The 17,591-nt window shown below is 61.5% G+C and carries 14 protein-coding genes and 1 pseudogene; 3 read left to right on the plus strand and 12 right to left on the minus strand.

Annotated features, from left to right (window positions below; genetic code table 11):
• Positions 1-19 precede the first annotated feature (19 nt).
• The 6 genes from RWJ89_RS10370 to RWJ89_RS10395 all read right to left on the minus strand — a co-directional run bounded on the left by RWJ89_RS10370 (position 20) and on the right by RWJ89_RS10395 (position 7,100).
• Positions 20-472 (minus strand): DUF411 domain-containing protein, encoded by a 453-nt coding sequence (locus RWJ89_RS10370; RefSeq protein WP_020050402.1) that lies wholly within the window; start codon positions 470-472, stop codon positions 20-22.
• A gap of 56 nt (positions 473-528) precedes the next feature.
• The gene (locus tag RWJ89_RS10375) at positions 529-3,699 is read right to left on the minus strand and encodes an efflux RND transporter permease subunit (protein ID WP_316030896.1); all 3,171 of its coding nucleotides are present in this window, start codon (positions 3,697-3,699) and stop codon (positions 529-531) included.
• Positions 3,696-5,141 (minus strand): efflux RND transporter periplasmic adaptor subunit, encoded by a 1,446-nt coding sequence (locus tag RWJ89_RS10380; RefSeq protein WP_245503830.1) that lies wholly within the window; start codon positions 5,139-5,141, stop codon positions 3,696-3,698. The genes RWJ89_RS10375 and RWJ89_RS10380 overlap by 4 nt, the downstream gene beginning before the upstream one ends.
• Positions 5,138-5,557, minus strand: a complete 420-nt coding sequence (locus RWJ89_RS10385) for a FixH family protein (RefSeq protein WP_206105868.1) — start codon at positions 5,555-5,557, stop codon at positions 5,138-5,140. Before RWJ89_RS10385 ends, RWJ89_RS10380 begins: the two co-directional genes overlap by 4 nt.
• 112 nt (positions 5,558-5,669) lie before the next feature.
• On the minus strand, positions 5,670-6,053 hold the full coding sequence (locus tag RWJ89_RS10390; protein WP_131663567.1) for a hypothetical protein: 384 nt from the start codon (positions 6,051-6,053) through the stop codon (positions 5,670-5,672).
• Between the two features lie 42 nt (positions 6,054-6,095).
• Positions 6,096-7,100, minus strand: a complete 1,005-nt coding sequence (locus tag RWJ89_RS10395; protein ID WP_131663566.1) for a squalene cyclase — start codon at positions 7,098-7,100, stop codon at positions 6,096-6,098.
• Positions 7,101-7,507: 407 nt separating this feature from the next.
• On the opposite strand from RWJ89_RS10395, the gene RWJ89_RS10400 reads away from it, so the two are divergent.
• The 3 genes and pseudogenes from RWJ89_RS10400 to RWJ89_RS33225 form a co-directional block, all read left to right on the plus strand.
• A complete protein-coding gene (locus tag RWJ89_RS10400) occupies positions 7,508-8,338 on the plus strand; it encodes a response regulator (protein ID WP_131663565.1) in 831 nt (276 codons plus the stop codon).
• A gap of 185 nt (positions 8,339-8,523) precedes the next feature.
• Positions 8,524-9,855 (plus strand): diguanylate cyclase, encoded by a 1,332-nt coding sequence (locus RWJ89_RS10405; protein WP_017960878.1) that lies wholly within the window; start codon positions 8,524-8,526, stop codon positions 9,853-9,855.
• A 31-nt stretch (positions 9,856-9,886) separates the two neighbouring features.
• Positions 9,887-10,007 (plus strand): annotated as a pseudogene (locus tag RWJ89_RS33225) (glutaredoxin); the annotation flags it as partial.
• A 661-nt stretch (positions 10,008-10,668) separates the two neighbouring features.
• On the opposite strand, the gene RWJ89_RS33230 reads toward RWJ89_RS33225, so the two are convergent.
• The 6 genes from RWJ89_RS33230 to RWJ89_RS10440 all read right to left on the minus strand — a co-directional run bounded on the left by RWJ89_RS33230 (position 10,669) and on the right by RWJ89_RS10440 (position 17,515).
• Positions 10,669-11,688, minus strand: coding sequence for a GlxA family transcriptional regulator (locus RWJ89_RS33230; RefSeq protein WP_003540607.1), 1,020 nt, complete (start codon positions 11,686-11,688; stop codon positions 10,669-10,671).
• Between the two features lie 294 nt (positions 11,689-11,982).
• Positions 11,983-12,183: a hypothetical protein gene (locus RWJ89_RS10420; protein ID WP_026157393.1), complete on the minus strand. Its 201-nt coding sequence runs from the start codon at positions 12,181-12,183 to the stop codon at positions 11,983-11,985.
• A 302-nt stretch (positions 12,184-12,485) separates the two neighbouring features.
• Positions 12,486-13,067 carry a hypothetical protein gene (locus RWJ89_RS10425; protein WP_245503829.1) on the minus strand — a complete coding sequence of 194 codons (582 nt, stop codon included), beginning with the start codon at positions 13,065-13,067 and terminating at the stop codon, positions 12,486-12,488.
• A 132-nt stretch (positions 13,068-13,199) separates the two neighbouring features.
• Positions 13,200-14,642 carry a DUF1254 domain-containing protein gene (locus tag RWJ89_RS10430; RefSeq protein WP_316030897.1) on the minus strand — a complete coding sequence of 481 codons (1,443 nt, stop codon included), beginning with the start codon at positions 14,640-14,642 and terminating at the stop codon, positions 13,200-13,202.
• Positions 14,643-14,765: 123 nt separating this feature from the next.
• The gene (locus RWJ89_RS10435) at positions 14,766-15,596 is read right to left on the minus strand and encodes a transporter (protein ID WP_131663563.1); all 831 of its coding nucleotides are present in this window, start codon (positions 15,594-15,596) and stop codon (positions 14,766-14,768) included.
• 116 nt (positions 15,597-15,712) lie between these two features.
• Positions 15,713-17,515 (minus strand): adenylate cyclase, encoded by a 1,803-nt coding sequence (locus tag RWJ89_RS10440; protein ID WP_131663562.1) that lies wholly within the window; start codon positions 17,513-17,515, stop codon positions 15,713-15,715.
• Between the last annotated feature and the right edge of the window lie 76 nt (positions 17,516-17,591).

Consider the following 17,591-nt stretch of genomic DNA (forward strand, 5'->3'; position numbering starts at 1 on the left):
GGATCCAACTCCACTACGTCTATTTCGGGCGTACCGATTGATAGATCTGCGGCGTTCCGGCTCCCTTTGGGACCGCGAACACATCATAGGAGGCCTGCGGATCGTTGCCCATGCCGAGCGAGCCGGAGGGCATTCCGGGAACTGCCAGGCCGGCGATATCAGGCTTCTCGCGGAGCATCCGATGGATTGCCTCCAAGGGAATATGCCCTTCCAGATATTTTCCTTCCACGACGCCGGTATGGCAGCCCTGCACGGCGTCCGGCACGTTGTACCTCGCCTTGATGGCAGACAGATCGGTGGCGTCCTCGACCGTGACTGAGAAGCCGGCCTTCGTTAACGCATCGGCCCAGGCATGGCAGCATCCGCAATTCGGATCCTTGTAGACGGTGACGCCGGTAGCCGCCTTCGCTGTGCTACTCATCATGACGGCGACGCATGTGGCTGCACCGCTTATGAACGCTCTCCTGTTCATCTGTTTTCTCCCTTTGCGAGCATCGAGGATGAGCCCGCAGGCCTGTCCTTCTTATCTCATTCGGCAGCCTGCAGTTCACCCGATTGATCGGCGGCGGCAGCAGCGCTTTCCGAAGCGGCTGGCAGTCGCCACCCCTTGATCAATCCGTAGACGGCCGGAATGACGATCAGCGTCAGCAGCGTCGAAGACACCATGCCGCCGATCATCGGCACGGCGATGCGCTGCATGATCTCCGATCCGGTTCCAGTTCGCCAAAGGATCGGAACGAGACCCGCCATGATGGCGACGACGGTCATCATCTTCGGTCGGACGCGCTCGACCGCGCCGACCATGATCGCTCTGTTAAGGTCCAACTTCGAGAAGGCGCGGCGTTCCTTTTCGCAGGCCTCGCGCTGCTCTTTCAGGGCGTGGTCGAGGTAGATCAGCATGATCACGCCTGTCTCAGCCGCAACGCCCGCGAGCGCGATGAAGCCGACGGCGACCGCCACCGAGGCATTGAAGCCCATCCACCACATCAGCCAGATGCCGCCAACGAGCGCGAATGGCAAGGACAGCATGACGATCATCGTCTCCGTCAGCGCTTTGAAGTTGAGATAGAGCAGCAGGAAGATCAGCGCCAGCGTCAGCGGGACGACAACGGCGAGCCGCGCCTCGGCCCGTTGCAGGTACTCAAACTGGCCGCTCCAGGCGACCGAATAGCCGGGCGGCATCGTCACCTTCTCGGTGACGGCCTGCTGAGCCTCCGCCACATAGCCGCCGAGATCGCGGTTGGCGATGTCGACGTAGATGTAGACGGCAAGCTGACCGTTCTCCGTGCGAATGGTCGTCGCGCCACGGGTCAGCTTGACGTCCGCCACTTCGCCGAGAGGAATGGTTCCCCCACCGGGCAGGGATATCTGCACTCCCCTGGCGATGGATTGCGGATCGCTTCGCAACGCCCTTGGATACCGGATCGCCACGCCATAGCGTTCCCGGCCTTCGACGGTCGAGGTGACGACCTCGGAGCCGAGTGCCATGCCGACGACGTCCTGAATGTCGTTGATGGTCAGCCCGTAGCGGCCGAGCGCCGTTCTGTCCGGGACGATGTCGAGATAGTAGCCGCCGATCACGCGCTCCGCATATGCGCTCGACGTTCCGGGGATCGTTTTCAGCACGGTCTCGATCTGCCGGGCGACCTTCTCCATTTCACCGAGATCGGTTCCGTAGACCTTGACGCCGACCGGCGTCCTGATCCCGGTAGACAGCATGTCGATGCGGGCGCGGATCGGCATCGTCCAGGCATTGGAGACGCCGGGAAATTGCAGAGCAGCGTCCATCTGCTGCTTCAGGCTTTCGGTGGTGACCCCCGCCCGCCATTCCGACTTCGGCTTTAACGTGATGATCGTCTCGAACATTTCCGTGGGGGCCGGGTCGGTTGCGGTCAGTGCACGACCCGCTTTGCCGAAGACGCTCTGGACTTCGGGGAAGGACTTGATGATCCGATCCTGCGTCTGCATCAATTCGGCCGCCTTGGTCACCGATATGCCGGGCAGGGTGGTCGGCATGTACATCAGCGTGCCCTCGTCGAGATTGGGCATGAACTCGCTGCCGATGTGCTGGGCGGGCCAGACGGTCACTCCAAGGATGACAAGCGCCACTAGGATCGTCAGCGTCTTCACCCTGAGAACGCCTGAAATGACCGGACGGTAGATCCAGATGAGGAACCTGTTCAGGGGGTTCTTGTGCTCTGGGACGATGTATCCACGGACGAAGAGGATCATCAGTGCCGGCACCAGCGTCACCGAAAGCAGCGCTGCGGCCGCCATCGAGAAGGTTTTGGTGAAGGCGAGCGGACCGAAGAGGCGTCCCTCCTGCGATTCCAGTGTGAAGATCGGCAGGAACGAGACGGTGATGATCAGCAGGCTGAAGAACAGCGCCGGACCGACTTCGCTCGCCGCCTCGACGAGGATTTCCACGCGTGGCTTGTCAGGCGGCGCGCGTTCGAGATGCTTGTGGGCGTTCTCAATCATCACGATCGCCGCATCGATCATCGCGCCGATGGCGATGGCGATGCCGCCAAGGCTCATGATGTTCGCCCCGAGACCGAGGAGTTTCATGGCGATGAAGGCCATCAAGATGCCGACGGGCAGCATGATGATAGCGACCAGCGCACTGCGCACGTGGAGGAGAAAGGCGATCGTCACCAGTGCCACGACGATCGATTCCTCGATCAGCGTCCCTTTCAGGGTCTCGATGGCGGACTCGATCAAGGTCGAGCGGTCGTAGACCGGAACGATCTCGGTGCCATCGGGAAGGCCGCCCTTGACGGAATCCAGGCTCTTCTTGGCGTTGTCGATGACCGTCAAGGCGTTGGCCCCGAACCGCTGCAGGACGATGCCGCTTGCGACCTCGCCTTCGCCGTTCAATTCGGTGATGCCGCGCCGTTCGTCCGGAACGAGTTCCACCCTGGCGACGTCGCTGAGCTTCAGCGGCACGCCGTTCTGGCTCTTCAGCACGATGCTCTCGATGTCGGGTATGCCCTTCAGATAGCCGCGCCCGCGCACCATAAACTCGAACTCGGAGAGTTCGACGGTACGGCCGCCGACGTCCGTGTTGCTTGCGCGCACCGCATTGGCGATGTCGTCGAGCGAAACGCCCTGCGCCTTCAGCCGGGCCGGATCGACGACGATCGAATACTGCTTCACGAAGCCGCCGACGCTCGCGACCTCCGAGACGCCTTCGGATTTCGAGACCGCGAAGCGCACCACCCAGTCCTGCAGCGATCGCAGTTCGGCGAGCGACAGCTCCTTGGCGACGACGGCGTACTGGTAGACCCAGCCGACTCCTGTCGCGTCTGGGCCGAGCGTCGGGGCGACGCCCTGCGGCAGACGGCTCTGGGCGGCGTTCAAATATTCCAGCACGCGGCTGCGCGCCCAATAAGGATCGGTGCCGTCGTCGAAGATGACGTAGACGAAGGAAACGCCGAAGAAGGAGAAGCCCCTGACGACCTTCGACTTCGGCACTGTCAGCATCGACGTCGTCAGCGGATAGGTTACCTGGTCCTCGACAACCTGCGGGGCCTGGCCGGGATATTCGGTATAGACGATGACCTGGATATCGGAGAGATCGGGAATGGCGTCGAGCGGCAGGGACCGCAGAGCGTAGACGCCGCCTGCGACGGCGAGTGCTGTGCCGAAAAAGATCAAGACGAGATTGTGGGCGGACCACGAGATGACACGGGAGATCACGGCTTGGCCTCCTCTTGCGTCATGGCGCTGAGCGCCGAGCTGAGATTGCTTTCGGCGTCGAGCAGGAAATTGGCAGCCACGACCACCTTGTCGCCGGCGGCAATGCCCTTGGTGATTTCTGTCTGCTTCTCGCCCCGGACTCCGAGCGTCACGTCCTTCGGCTCGAATTGACCATCGCCTTTGTCGATGAACACGACCCGGCGATCGCCTGTATCGATGACGGCGCTGTTGGGGACGGCAATGACAGGTTTTGGTGCTCCGGCCTGGATCTCGACGTTGGCATACATGTTGGCCAGCAGTACGCCGTCCGGATTGGGAAGCTCGATGCGGACCTTCGTCGTTCGCGTCTGTATGTCGACGTCGGGATAGATCAGGTCGACGACACCCTTGAACGTCCGGCCGGGATGACTTCTGACCGTTACGTTCACCTCGGCTCCGCTGCGGACAGAGGCCAGATCATATTCCGGCACGCCTGATATCACCCAGACGTTGGAGGTATCGGCGATGCGGAACAGCACGTCGCCGGGTTTGGCCATCATGCCTGCCGTCGCCATGCGTTCGAGGACCACCCCATCGCGCGGCGCGACATAACCTATGCTGGCCGGCACCTGCCGGCTCCGCGCGATCGTATCGATCGCCTCCTGGGGAACGCCGAGGTTTTTCAGGCGCAGCGCGGAACCCACCTCTCCGTTCCCGCGGCCGCCATCTCTCCCGGCCGCGTATTCGGAGGCCGCAGTGGCGATGTCCTTCGAATAGAAGCTGAAGAGGCTCTGGCCTTTCCTTATGCGGTCACCGGTGGTGACATTGGCGACGTCGTCGACGAACGAATCCGTCCGCATCGAGATGACGCTGACGAGCCGCTCGTCGAGGACAATGGTGCCAGGCACCTCGATCTTCCTGACGATGCTGGCCATCTCGGCGGTGGCGGTCTTGACGCCCGTGCGCTGCAGTTTGCCGAGCGAGACCTTGACGGTCGAGGCGTCGCCCTGATCACCCTCGTAGACCGGGATATAGTCCATGCCCATCGAGTCCTTTTTCGGCACCTTCGACGTGTCGGGCAGGCCCATCGGGTTTCGATAGTAGAGAAGTTTTCCTGTCGGCGGCGCGGTTGCTGACGATGTCGTGGTCGTTTCCGTTTCGACCGGTTTTGGTGCTGCGGCGTCGGCGAAACTTAGATCCTGACTCGCATGCACGGCGACGAATGGCCGGCCATCCTCTGTATTCTTCGGCGTCGCAGAGAATTGCGGGAGGCCGTCAGGATGGCGATAGTAAATGATCGCGCCGGTTGGCACGGCCGAGGAAGCTGCCGGCGTAGCGAGCGCCGTTTCGGCGAAGGAAAGGCCGAGCTGTGCGCCAAGATCGTTCGTGCCAGCCCAATAGCCTCCCCCGCCGACCAATACGGCAAGGGAGAGCGTGGCCGCCACACGCGCTGGCGTGTTCACGGCGCTGCCTTGAGGACGAGTTCGCCCTCGACAGTGTCCGGCTCGCCCTGGACTTTGGCGGCAAGCTTGAAGCGCCAGCCACCCGCCATGGTAAAGTCCGCCTTGAAGGCATAGACACCGGGTTCCGTGGAGGCGGCGGCCTCGACGGGTGTCGTCATCATTTCCATGCCCGCGGGAGCCATGTCCATACGGGTGGTGAAGATGACCGCGTCGGGAACGGGCTTGCCCGTGCGCTTGTCAACGAGGCGGACGGAGACCTGCGATCCCTGGCCCTGCTTGACGTCGGTCGAAACCGGCTGGAATTCGTAGTCCTGTGACGCGGCGAAGGACGCTGTGGCGGAACCGACAATCAGCACGCCGGCGAGGAGCATCGCTCCCGCGGAAAAGATGGTCTTGTTCATAATATCTGATCTCATTGGGATAGGCGCTCAGGCCGCATCCTCAGTCATAATTGATTGCCGCAGGTCCCTGAAAGATGCGCAAAGCATCCGCCGTGAACCGTAGACGTGTTTCAGGAATGACTTGAGATCAAGCTTTCGGAGGTCGGGCCGGAGGCTCGACATACGCGGGCGTCAGTTGCGACGCCAGAACGAGGTCATAGCGATGGGACAGCCAGGAGATCGCAAATGACCAGCCTTGGATGTCGGGCGCGTGGGCGAAGATCGAGGTCGTGCAGACCAATGCCAGCGGGCAGCCCTTTGCGCAGTCCGGCTTGACGGGCTGCTGTTCGGGGCAGCACGGCATCTGCTCCGCCATCTGCATGCCGGCCATCGTGGCGCTCATGCCATCGGTCATCGCCGGATCAGAAGAGGCCATTGCACTGCCCGCCAACCCGATGCTCATCGGACCGATGACGATCGCGAGCATGGCGATGGCAAGCAACAGACGATGGACGGCCCGCAGGAAATTCATGGGCGGAATACTGGCATGCCGGTTCCGGAATTGGAAGCAGGCTCACGGAGATGTGTTGCAGGCGTCGAGACGGACTGAGGGCTGGGCATCCCACCATCTGAGCACCCGCATCGCCCGGAGCGTCACCCACCGCGAAGGCTTGCCTTGCCCGTCATCGACCTCGAACCACACCCGACCGGCAGGGATCTCGTCGAGTGGCCAGCGGCCGTCCTGCAAGCGCCGGGAACGAAGGTGGTCGATCGCCTCGCCGAGGCGCGGATCGGGGTCGGCGCCGGTCAGGATCGCGCTGGCGCGGAAATAGTCGAGCGCGCGCAAAATGTCGTAGCGCCAGCGGTTTGGATACAGGAGGCGCAGGAAGCGTTCGTCGGCCGGCTCGCCGGTGCCAAGGCGGCGGAAGAGGTTGCGGGCCAGTAGGAATTCCTCGCCCGTTCTGCGCGCCTCTCGAGACCGATGCGTGCCGCCGGTCGATCTCTCGTATTCCAGCAAACCTTCAAGCACGTTGATGGTGCTGGCGAAAGACGAGCGGACGGAGCCGTTGATCCGCTCGCAGTTCCAGCCGCCGTCGTCGAGACGCTCACCGGCCAGCCTGTCGACGATGGGCGAGACGTCGACGCCGAAATAGGCGCCGTCGGCAACGGTGCGGCCGTTGATGCACTCCTCGACTTCGCCTTCCCAATAGGGCTGGCCGCCTTCTTCCCAACGGGCGTTGGCGCCGACCAGTTTGACGGTGCGCCTGGCGCAGCCGCAGGCGGGATCGAGACCGAACTCGCGCAATTGCGACAGCGAGAAGGTCGTGGCCGTCCACGGCTGGCCACGCTCCTTCCACTCGTGCGGGTCGAAACCGGCGGGCAGGAAGGCGCCGCCTGCCCATTGCCCGTCCTCGTCCTGACAGGAGAGCAGCCTGGCGCCCCAGCCCTCGGTCTCGACTTTGGCCCGCTCAGCCATCCATTCCCGCTCCGGAGCATTGAGCAGGTCGCGCATCACCTGCCATCGGATCGAGGGGTCGGAGTCGAGAAGCCATTCGATCACCGGGTCGGATTGGATCATGGGCGAACCTGTCGGCGGGTCGGGTCGATGGCTCGTTTATAATCGCTTCGGCCGAGCGGTGCCAGCCAGATGGGCTGGTCGGCGGCGCCACCGATAGCGCCTTCGGCTTCCACAACAACCGCTCGCTGGCGCTTGCCATGCTGCGGCCGGATTGCGCCAGGGAAGGCACGAAACCGAAGATCAAAACGTCGGTTCGACCTATAATGCGACGGTTGTCGGCGAAAGCCCGTGCGACGCCGAGAATGCGGCGCTTCCCGCCTGATTTCTTAATCATATCTGCAAAGAAACCGGAGGCGGCCACATCGGGCCGCGTCTTCGTATATATCGGAACGCGCCGATTAATAATTATTCAAATCAATCGATGTATCGGTTTGATCCGGGGACAGATTTTACATCAAAGGTTTGCTATGGCGTTTCTAGGTATTTCGGGGATGCAATATTCCGGGGAAATGTTTGCGGGTGCGCGTATTCTTGTCGCGGAAGATTCCAACGTATTCACCTCGATGATCAGCAAACGTCTCAAAGAGCTGTTCGATATCGATGTCGAGATCTGCCGCAGCTTCGAAGATCTGCAGGTTTCCTACGACAAGTCTCCCGATCCGATCACGCTGGCGATCTCGAACATCAACCTGCCCGGCGCCGAAAACGGCGAAGCGCTCGAATATCTGGTCGATCTCTCCATACCCACAATCGTTTTCACCGGCACCTTCCATGAAAACATGCGCGACAAGCTGATGGCCAAGGATATCGTCGACTATATTCTCAAGGACAATATCTTCGCCGTCGATCTGCTGGCGGAATCGATCTGCCGCTTTCTCACCAATCATCGCCACCACGTGCTGATCGTCGACGATAGTGCGACTGCGCGCGCGTTGCTGTCGAGCCGGCTGAAGCGCTACAATTTCCGTGTCAGCGTCGCCGAGAGCGGCGGCAAGGCGCTGGAGATCCTGAAGGCCAACCGCGACATCGGCCTTGTCATCACCGACTACAACATGCCTGACATCGACGGCTTCGAGTTGACGCGGCGCATCCGCGCCAATATCGGCTCGCACGAGTTGCGCATCATCGGCGTTTCCTCCTCCTCGAACCGGCTGCTTTCGGCACGATTCCTGAAGGCCGGCGGCAATGATTTCATGCTGCGTCCCTTCATCGACGAGGAGTTCTACTGCCGCGTCAACCAGAACCTCGATACGCTGCTGCAAATTCAATCGATGCGCAAGGAGCGGGCGGTTGCCTGACAGCCCTTCCAGCATCGGTATCGCCAGGGGGTGGAAATGACGGTCGGGGACAGTCATCGAATTTTTGCAATTACAAGTAATAATGCCATTATTTGTCCCCTTCACGTGCACAGGCCTCTCGGTTATCGTCCCCGCCGGGGAGAGGGCCGAGTCGCGCCCATCGGACGCATGGGGGAGTAGCGGCTGTGGCTTTTCAAGCGGATTTTCAGCGGGACGGCATCGGGTTACGCTCCGGCGGGCTCAAGATACTTCTGGTTGAAGATTCCCGGATGTTTTCCGCCGTGCTCTGTCACCGGTTCCAGACGGAGCTCGGCCTTGCCGTCAAATCCTGCCCGTCGCTGAAGGCTCTTCGCAAAGAACTTGCCGACGACGCTCACGGCTACACCATGGCCGTCGTCGATCTCAACCTGCCGGATTCGCCCTATGGCGAAGCGCTCGACTGCACGATCGAGCACGATATCCCGGCGATCGTCTTCACCGCGACATTCGATCTCAACACGCGCAACAAGATCATGGAGCGCAATGTCATCGATTACGTGTTGAAGGACAATGAATTCGCGCTCGACAATCTGGTTGCCACCGTCCGGCGGGCGATCTCCAACCGCAAGACGCGGGTGCTCGTCGTCGACGATGTCGTCTCGGCGCGCCAGGTGCTCGTCGACCTCCTGAAGGCACAACAATATCTCGTCGTCGAGGCAAATTCTGGGCTCGAGGCGCTGGCAGCGCTCGAGGCCTATAGCGATATCGAGCTCGTCGTCACCGATCACCACATGCCCGATATGAGCGGCTACGAGCTGACGCGGCGCATCCGCCATCGTTTCGGTTCAGACAGGCTGCGCGTCATCGGCGTTTCCTCCTCCAACGACCGGATGCTTTCGGCGAGCTTCCTCAAGGCCGGCGCCAGCGATTTCGTCTACCGGCCCTTCGTCGCCGAGGAGCTGCAATGCCGCATCGCCAACAATGCCGAAACGCTGGCGCAGATGCGGCAGCTGAGGGCAGCGGCGGCCTGCGACTACCTGACTGGCCTCTATAACCGCCGCTACTTCTACGACAACGGCCCGAAGCTGGTGAACGAATGCCTGCGGCTGAAGGTGCCGAGCTCCGTCGCCATTCTCGATATCGACCATTTCAAGCGGTTGAACGATACCTATGGCCACGAGATCGGCGACAAGGTGTTGAAGGCTGTCGCAAACAGGCTGTTCACGATCTTCGAGGGCAGCGACAATCTTCTCTCGCGGCTCGGGGGCGAGGAATTCGCCATCCTCTTCCCGCAGATGGATTCGGCAGCCGCGACCAAGCTCTGTGACGAGATCCGCTCGGACATTTCGCGGCTGAAGGTCACGGCCGACGACGAGGAACTCGGCGTCACGATTTCGATCGGCATCGCCGAAATCGCCGGTTACGAGACCTTCGAGAATTACCTGAACGCCGCCGACCAGTTTCTCTACATGGCCAAACACAGGGGCCGCAACCAGGTCTACTCCGACGCCAGGATGACGGAAGAGGCGGCGCAATAGCGGGCGCCTAATCTCAGTTCGCTTCTCTCGAAAACGCGAGCTGAAATGCGCCTGCGTGGGCGGTGCCGGTGGCGTTCCGTTGGGCCTTGTTTCCAAAAAACCTGTTGACGATGGCGATGGCAGTATGGGGATCGGTCAGGTCCCTGTTGTGAACCAGACGTTGCAGTCAGATTCCAGCGCGTCGCCGTGGAACAAATGCCTGAACCGCAGGTTCAGTAGATTCAACCGAAAAACGGAGGCGCGCGAGAGGCTGTAGCTGTACGCTCGTCGAGCCCAGCCAACGCGGCGCCGTCAGCATTTTCGCCATCCCATGAAGCCGGTGTCCCTTGGCCGCGAGACGGCGAGAAATGAACGAGCGACAGGCGGAACTTCCGCGCATTCTCGTGGGGTTTGGATGCGCTTGCGGCGAGACTGTGAAAGGAAAAGTCAATGCGAATCCTAGCTGCATTGATCTTTGCGATGGTCGCATTTTCGAGTTCAAACGCTAATGGACAGGCAAATGAACAACCGTCTACCGACTCGGAACGTTGCACTGCATCGCCTGCAGATCAGAACAATCAGTCGGCAACCGGGGACGCCGGGAAGGCGGCCACGGACGGTTCGCTGTCGCAAAAGATGGACGATTGCCACGGTGTCCTGAAGCCGCCCCCGACCGGGGATAGCGAATTCAGCCAGCCCGCGCCTGAGGAAGGGAAGACACCGGTCATTCGGCCTGACAATCTACCCGGGCAGCAACAACCGAAGTGACGATTTTTGCCGCGGGACCGTTACTTGGCCCATCTGGCCGCGGCTGCGACGGCCTTTCTCAATGTCTCACGCGGCGACCGCCTGCCTTGCCGTCGCCATGGTCATCTTGCGCTCGGCGCGCTCCTGCTGCGGCGAGCGGTGGTAGAGTTCGCGATAACACTTGGAGAAATGCGAGGCCGAGACGAAGCCGCAGGCGACGGCGACTTCCACGACCGGCATGGAGGACTGTACCAGCAGGTGGCGTGCGCGGTCGAGCCGGATTTCCAGATAGTAGCGAGCCGGCGAGCGGCCCATCTCCTGGCGGAACAGCCGTTCGATCTGGCGGCGCGAGAGGCCGGCGCCGTCGGCGATCTCGATCAGCGACAGCGGCTCGGCAAGATTACCTTCCATCAGCTCGATGATCGACAGCACCTTGGCATTCTGCACGCCGAGACGGGCGCGCAAAGGCAGACGCTGGCGGTCGTGTGGGTTGCGCACGCGGTCGGTCAGGTGCTGCTCGCAGATGCGGTTGACAAGGCTTTCGCCAAAGTCCTCGCCGACGAGGTTCAGCATCATGTCGAGCGAGGCGGTGCCGCCGGCGCAGGTATAGAGATTGCCGTCGATCTCGTAGAGATCGGCATAGACCTCCGCCTGCGGGAAGGCTTCCGAAAAGCCGGGCAGGTTTTCCCAGTGGATGGCGCAGCGCTTGCCGTTCAGGAGGCCGGCCTGGGCAAGCACATGCGCACCCGTACAGAGGCTGCCGACGGCGACACCGCGATTGTAGCATTCACGCAGCCAGGCATTGACCGACTTGTTGTTGAACTGCTCGACATCGATGCCGGAACAGACGAGCACCATGCCCGGCCGGTTTTCACCGCCGAGATGGCGCCGCTCCTCGGCAAGCGAGGAATTTGCCTCGACGCCGATGCCGCAGGAGGAATAGACTTTTTCCCCGTCGACGGAGGTCAGCCGCCAGGTATAGGCCTGATAGCCGAGCATGCGATTGGCGATGCGCAAGGTGTCCACGGCGGCCGAAAAGGGCAGCATGGTGAATTGCGGTACCATAAAAAAGACTACCGAACGCTTCTTGATCTGCATCCTGTTCATAGCGAAATCCATGCTCGAGGGGCGATGACACATTCGTTGCGCGGAATGCGTCGCGCCGATGTCCTGAAAGCGACACTGGCATGGAAAAATGCGGCCGGGAAGAGCAAATATGCGACATCGCCGGCGATTTGGCCGGTCAAATCGCCGGAATGGCCGCGGGCAGGGAGAAGACAGGCTGATAGGCGACTGAAATTCAATGTTGAAAATGGCTTAGGAATGGACGCTCAGTTCACGAAAAAGGCGGCGTTGCACGAGGCAGGCGCCGCCCTTATCTTGGGAAGAATGTCGCATTCATTACATGGTCCGGTGTTTGTTGTCGTCCGTGCTCGGCCAGCCGATGTCTTTGCGAATGTCGAAGGGCATGGCTTCGATTTCGCGGGCCGTCTGCCAGCGCGTCCAGGCGAGCACAAGCTTACGGGCATAATGTGCCAGGTCGAAGCGGCTTTCACTGGAGGTGAGGGACTTACCACCACCGCGATAGGTGAGCGTGGTCATTTTCCGGTTCCTTTCTTGGGTCAGGGGCATGGTCGTCAATGGGAGGTTCGTCCATGTCCATGATCCTAATATGGGCTTTGAAAACTCATCATTCAAACGAATAGAACTTATGGATAACATCAGAGATATTGAATGATCGTGGCCTCCGCTGGGGTTGTCAGCGAACCTTAATCTTCAGGCTTTTCCAGGGACGGCGGCAAAGCGCTTCGGCATAGTTAGCAACGCCGCGATCGACTGGGTGCGGACGCTTCCGCGAGACGGGACAACGTGACCCCGGCAAGCGGAAGACCGTGGCATCACAGTCATGCAACGTCGATCACGACCTTACCCGCGGCACGTCCAGATCGAAGCGCACCAGGAGCTTCGAGGCGCCAGTCGCTTTTAAAAGCGATACGCGGAACTGCGGTCTTCTTGGGAGTCGAAAGCGAAGAAGACCGCGCCCATGGCCGCCGGGAGACGCCGATCGCCAGCAGGCGTTCCTGCAGCCCTTCAGCGCGTCGTCTCGACCGCGCGAACATCCGCTCGGCGAAAAGTCCGGCCGCCGTCAGCCTAGGGGAGACGACGAACACCGGCAGCTTTCCCTGGGACAAGGCGTCCGCCCTCGTGCCAGAAGCTGCCGCCGTGAACTCGCCGGGAATCCTTGGGATTGCCTGAACGACGCCATCGATCCGTCTCCTCGTGGCAACCTCCCATGTCGCCAGACCGGCGTCCACTTCCTGGGCGGCTATCGACGGCGGGCCGGGCGCTTTCTTCAACCATGACCGAACCTCCGGATCCTGCAGCAGCCGCACGAGATCGTCGACCGTCTGGGATCGTGGAGCCTCCTGAGCGTGAGCAACGGCGCACATCGTGAGAGCCAGAAAAAGCCCGGCGATCCATTTCATACCCTTGTCCTTACGGCTATTTTCGGCTGCGAAGACCGGTCTCCAGTCCGACTTCAGGTCGACGTCCGGCCAGTTGCGGCGCTCCGGCTCGCGGAGCGCCTTGTCGACCCTGCTATCGGCGTTCAGCGCCTTCTACGAAACCCGCTTCACGCCGGGCGGCTGCCACGTTCCTTTCCCAGCGGGCAGGATCGAAGGCGCTTCCGTCTTCGGCCAGTACAGGCGCATCACGAGATAGATCGTACCGTCCGGGGCCGGAAGCCAGTTGGCTTCCTTGTCCGCACCGGGGCTGTCTTTCTGGATATATAGGGTGAGCGAGCCGTCCTCGTTCTTCTTCATCCCCGGCAACATCGGAGAGTTGATGAGGTAGCGATTGATTGGGTTCTTGACGAGGAACTGGCTCTTGCCGTCGTACATGGTCACGGACCAGAACGAATGCACTGGCGGCAACTGGCCCGGCGGGAAGGTGATCGTGTACTTGTGCTTGCTGCCGTCGAGCGGTTTTCCGCTCGCATCTGTTCGGGTGAAGGGGTACATGGCCTCTGCCGCATCGTTGCCATAGAGGCCTGCCTTGGCAGCGCCTGAACGCATCAACCAATCGCCGTTGAAGAAGGCCTCGTCGCCAAGAAGCGAGCTGACGTTCCAGCCGTTGATGGGCTTGTTTCCGCTGGCCAGCCACTTATCGATCTTGTCGTCGCCCTGCTTCATGCCGACCAGCATTTCGGCCTTGTGTTCGAGCGGCAGATCCTTGAACTCGAAGGTCTTGCCAGGACCGATGCCGATCCTTGCAAGCTTCGCACGGATGTCCTTGTCCCTTGACGTCTCCGGTACGAACTGCAGAGCCACGTCGAGATATTCGAAGAAATTCTTCTTGATGCCGGCAGTGGTGGCGGGAAGGAACTCGATCGTCGGTGCGGCGGGCGGGGCGGGTTGCTTGAGGAAGGCCGAAAGCGGTTGCGCCTTGTAGCCGGTCTGCACCTTTTCCACGTTCGCCATATCTTCGGCGTCGATAAGCTGCGTCCGGAAGTTGGCGAATACGAACGGGGTGCTCGAGGTGAAGACCTGCTTGATGCCGTCGGGCTTCTCGCCTTTCCAGTCGGGTCCGACAACGAGATAGGAGCCCGGCTCGCTTCCCGTGGTGCGCGAGCCGATATAGCCGAAATTGTAGGTGTTGCCGTCGATGAGCTGGACCGAGTAATAGCGTTCCTTCTCGACCGTCGGCACCGAGATGACCATCGGTTCAGCACGCAAGTCCAGCCAGAGGATCGAGTAGGGCGTGTCGCTGTTCGGCGTGATGACTGCCGTGTCCGCCGGGCTGGCGACCTGATGCATGTTGTTGATCTCGTTGAACGGCGCCTTGAACTGTCCGGAGTTCCTATCGACAGCGAACTCCTGCATGACCGCATAATTCATCACCAGCGGCAGGCCGTAGATGAAGCCCTCTTCGGCGATGTCCTTTGCTTCCAGCAGGCTGGGCCATTCGGCCTTGTTCTGCGCAAGTACCGGGGTGGACTTGGCCGTTGCGGCGACGAGTGCGGCCATCGCAGCACAGCGGAGCAGATCGCGTTTGGTAAGCATTTGAACGTCCTTTCGGTTCGCGGCGTGCGATCGGGCACGCGAAGGTGGCAGGCGAAGGTCATGCGGCCGCGGACGTCAATCGAACAGAGCCGACTTGCTCCTGACCATGAGGGGGTTATGCGACTATTTAGGGAACAGGAACGTCAGCCCGACCCGGACGCCGAGGCCTTCGGGCCCATCGTCCGGAGCCGCCGCCCAGTATCGAAGTCCGGCCGTCAGGCTGATCGGCTGCTCGTTCACCTTGACCAGCTTGGAGACGGTCAGATTGATCGGCACCGACCAATCGTGCGCCTTCCAGTCGTATGTGGATTCCGTGTTCAGCGCGAACGTCCATGCCGTCGGTGTCGTGTAAGAGAGAAAGGGCTGCAGGAACGTGCTGCTGATGTCGTTGCGATCCTCATTGCCGGCGAACGACCAGATGTGGTTGGCCAGCACGCCATAGGTCCAGGGGCCGTCCTGCTTCAGCGCAACAATCGTCGGCCCTGCGCCCCATTTCTCGCCGCCGAGCAGATCGTCGGTCGCGGTCGGGATCAGGAAGACAGGTCCCGCGCCCCAGACGAGGCCGCCATCGGTCGGCTTGGCAGGCGATAGGAAGAAACTCTGAACGACGTCCCCGAGACCGAACTGCGATCCGGATGACCCGGCGATGTCGTTCTGATAGGTCACGGGAAGGATCGTGCGAGAGATCAGATTCCAGTCGGCGTTCAGCGAGAAGGGGATCACGGGCTGCATGTTCAGGGTCGCCTTGTCGCCATCAAGGGGTCCATAGCCATGGTCATAGTTCAACTGAAAGGGGACGCTGATGAGCGAGGCGATCGGGTTCGAAAGCTTCTTGGCGAGATCGGCGCTGGAATCCTGACCGTAGGCCGGCGTCCCCAAGCCGAGGGTCGCGGCGACGGCGAGCGTCAGGGATCTCTTCAGCGGCAGGGTGCGGGTCGGTGCGGTCTTGACCATTGGGCTCTGTCTCCATCCGATGCCCAGGCTGGCGGTGAGCCAGCCTGGGGTCATGCGCCGGAAGAATGAAGGAACGAGCAGGAAGAGGAAACGTATGTTACTGTAGCGTACGGCCTTCACGGGCCGTATGAGGCGTCGGAGACCCTGAACTCGGCTTCGATATCCGTCGCGCTTGGCACTGGCAGCCCAGCCCGCCGAAGCGCTACGATCATGCGCATGCTGTCCTTCTGCGACAGGTTTCTCTTCCGGTTCTCGGCCACGATGTTGGGCAGATAGTCGGGGCGCATTTTCATGAACACCTCGCCCTCGCGCTTCGCTTCCGCTAACAGCCCGGCCTCGGAGTAGATGACCGCCGCAACGCCATGGAAGAGCGGAAATTTCTGCAGGTCGGCTTTACGGATCAGACGCACCGCCACTTCATGATCGTCGAGCATGCAGGCGATCAGGCCGCGCGTACCGAAGTAATATCCGGCTCCGCCTGGATTGAGCTCGATCGCACGATCCAGCAGTTCCGCGCCGCGCTTCCATTGCCCCGAGAACGCGACGCGCGTTCCGAGTTCCCCGAGAAACTCCGTGTCGTTCGGGTTGGCGGCGAGCGCCGCTTCGCCGACTTCGAAGGCCTCTTTCGTCTCGTTGTTGAAGAATAGAGCCGTCATGAGCGCCTGCAGGGCGCGCGTGTTGTCGGGTTCGAGCGAGACCGCCCGCCGTGCCGAACCCAGCGCTCGCTCCATCGCGGGACCCTTGTCACTCTGTGGATTGAACTCGAACCGGCCCTCGTCGAGATGGATGAACGAGAGCATCGACCAAGCGGTCGCGTAGCTGGGGAAACGCGCGACAGCGTTCTGAAGACAGTCGCGCGCGATCAGATGCGTTTCCGGGTTCAGCTCCTCGCGGTAGGCGTAGAAGCGCAGCGTGCAGTCATGGACGCCGACATCGTCCGGCGGCGGGTTGGCCGCCAACGATTTCGCGATGATGCCGTAAGGCTGGGCGATCGCCGTCGCCACCTTGCTCGCGACATCCGTCTGAATAACGAAGAGCTCGTGCGTGTCCAGGTTCTCGTCGTAGTGCTGCGACCACAGGATGGATCCTTCGGAGGTGTCGACGAGACGCACGGTCACGCGGATCTTGTCGCCCGCGACGCGGACCCCGCCCGCGAGCAGGTAGTGCGCGCCAAGTCCCTCGCGCACCCGCGACGGCTCGACGCCTGGAGGCAGTGCCTTCGATGTCTCGCGGCCGAAGACGGTGATCTCCTTGAAGCGGGGAAGGGCGGTTAGAAGCTCCTCGGTCAGCCCGGCGGCATAACGTGCAGCCTGGGGGCCGTCGCCAAGGTCCTCGAAAGGTGCGATTACAAGGGTCGGCTCGCCCGGAACCTGCCCGGCGGAACGACCGGTGGCCGGCCCCGTCAGAACTCCCGCGTAGTAGCCAAGCCCCGCGCAGACGAACGCCACGAGCGCGGCCAGCATGGGCCAGGCGCGTCGCCGCCACGCGAAAACACGGGGCTCGACGACGTCTTCGATCGGCGCATCCCCGGCCGCTTTTGTCGGCGCGTAGTTCCACGTAAAGGCCGGCACGTAGCCGCCCTTAGGGATGTCGATGCGGATCGGATCGCGTTGGCCTGCAACGAGATAGTAGCGTTCGATGACCCGGCGAAGACGTCCGGCCTCGATGCGAACGACGGGATCTTCCTGAGAGAAGCCCGCGCTTCGGTTGAACACTTCGATGGCGATCGAATACGCCTTGAGACGCTGTGCCCGGCCTGCAAGCGTCTCCTCGGTGACATATTTCAGGAAGGCAGCGCCACGTCCGGCGTTGGGAAACTCGCGGCTCGACAGTATCCGTTCAAGCTGCGCCCTGACCTCCTCATGGGTCGGACAGGGGCGCTCGGCCTGATCGTCAGGCAAAGGCACCGAGGTCTGCATTGCATCATCCCCCTCGTCACACAGATGCGCGACAGTTAAAGCTTGTATTAAAATCCCCTTATGCAACCTAACCCCC

Source organism: Rhizobium sp. 10PS4 (assembly GCF_032464805.1).
Classification (GTDB): Bacteria; Pseudomonadota; Alphaproteobacteria; order Rhizobiales; family Rhizobiaceae; genus Rhizobium; species Rhizobium laguerreae.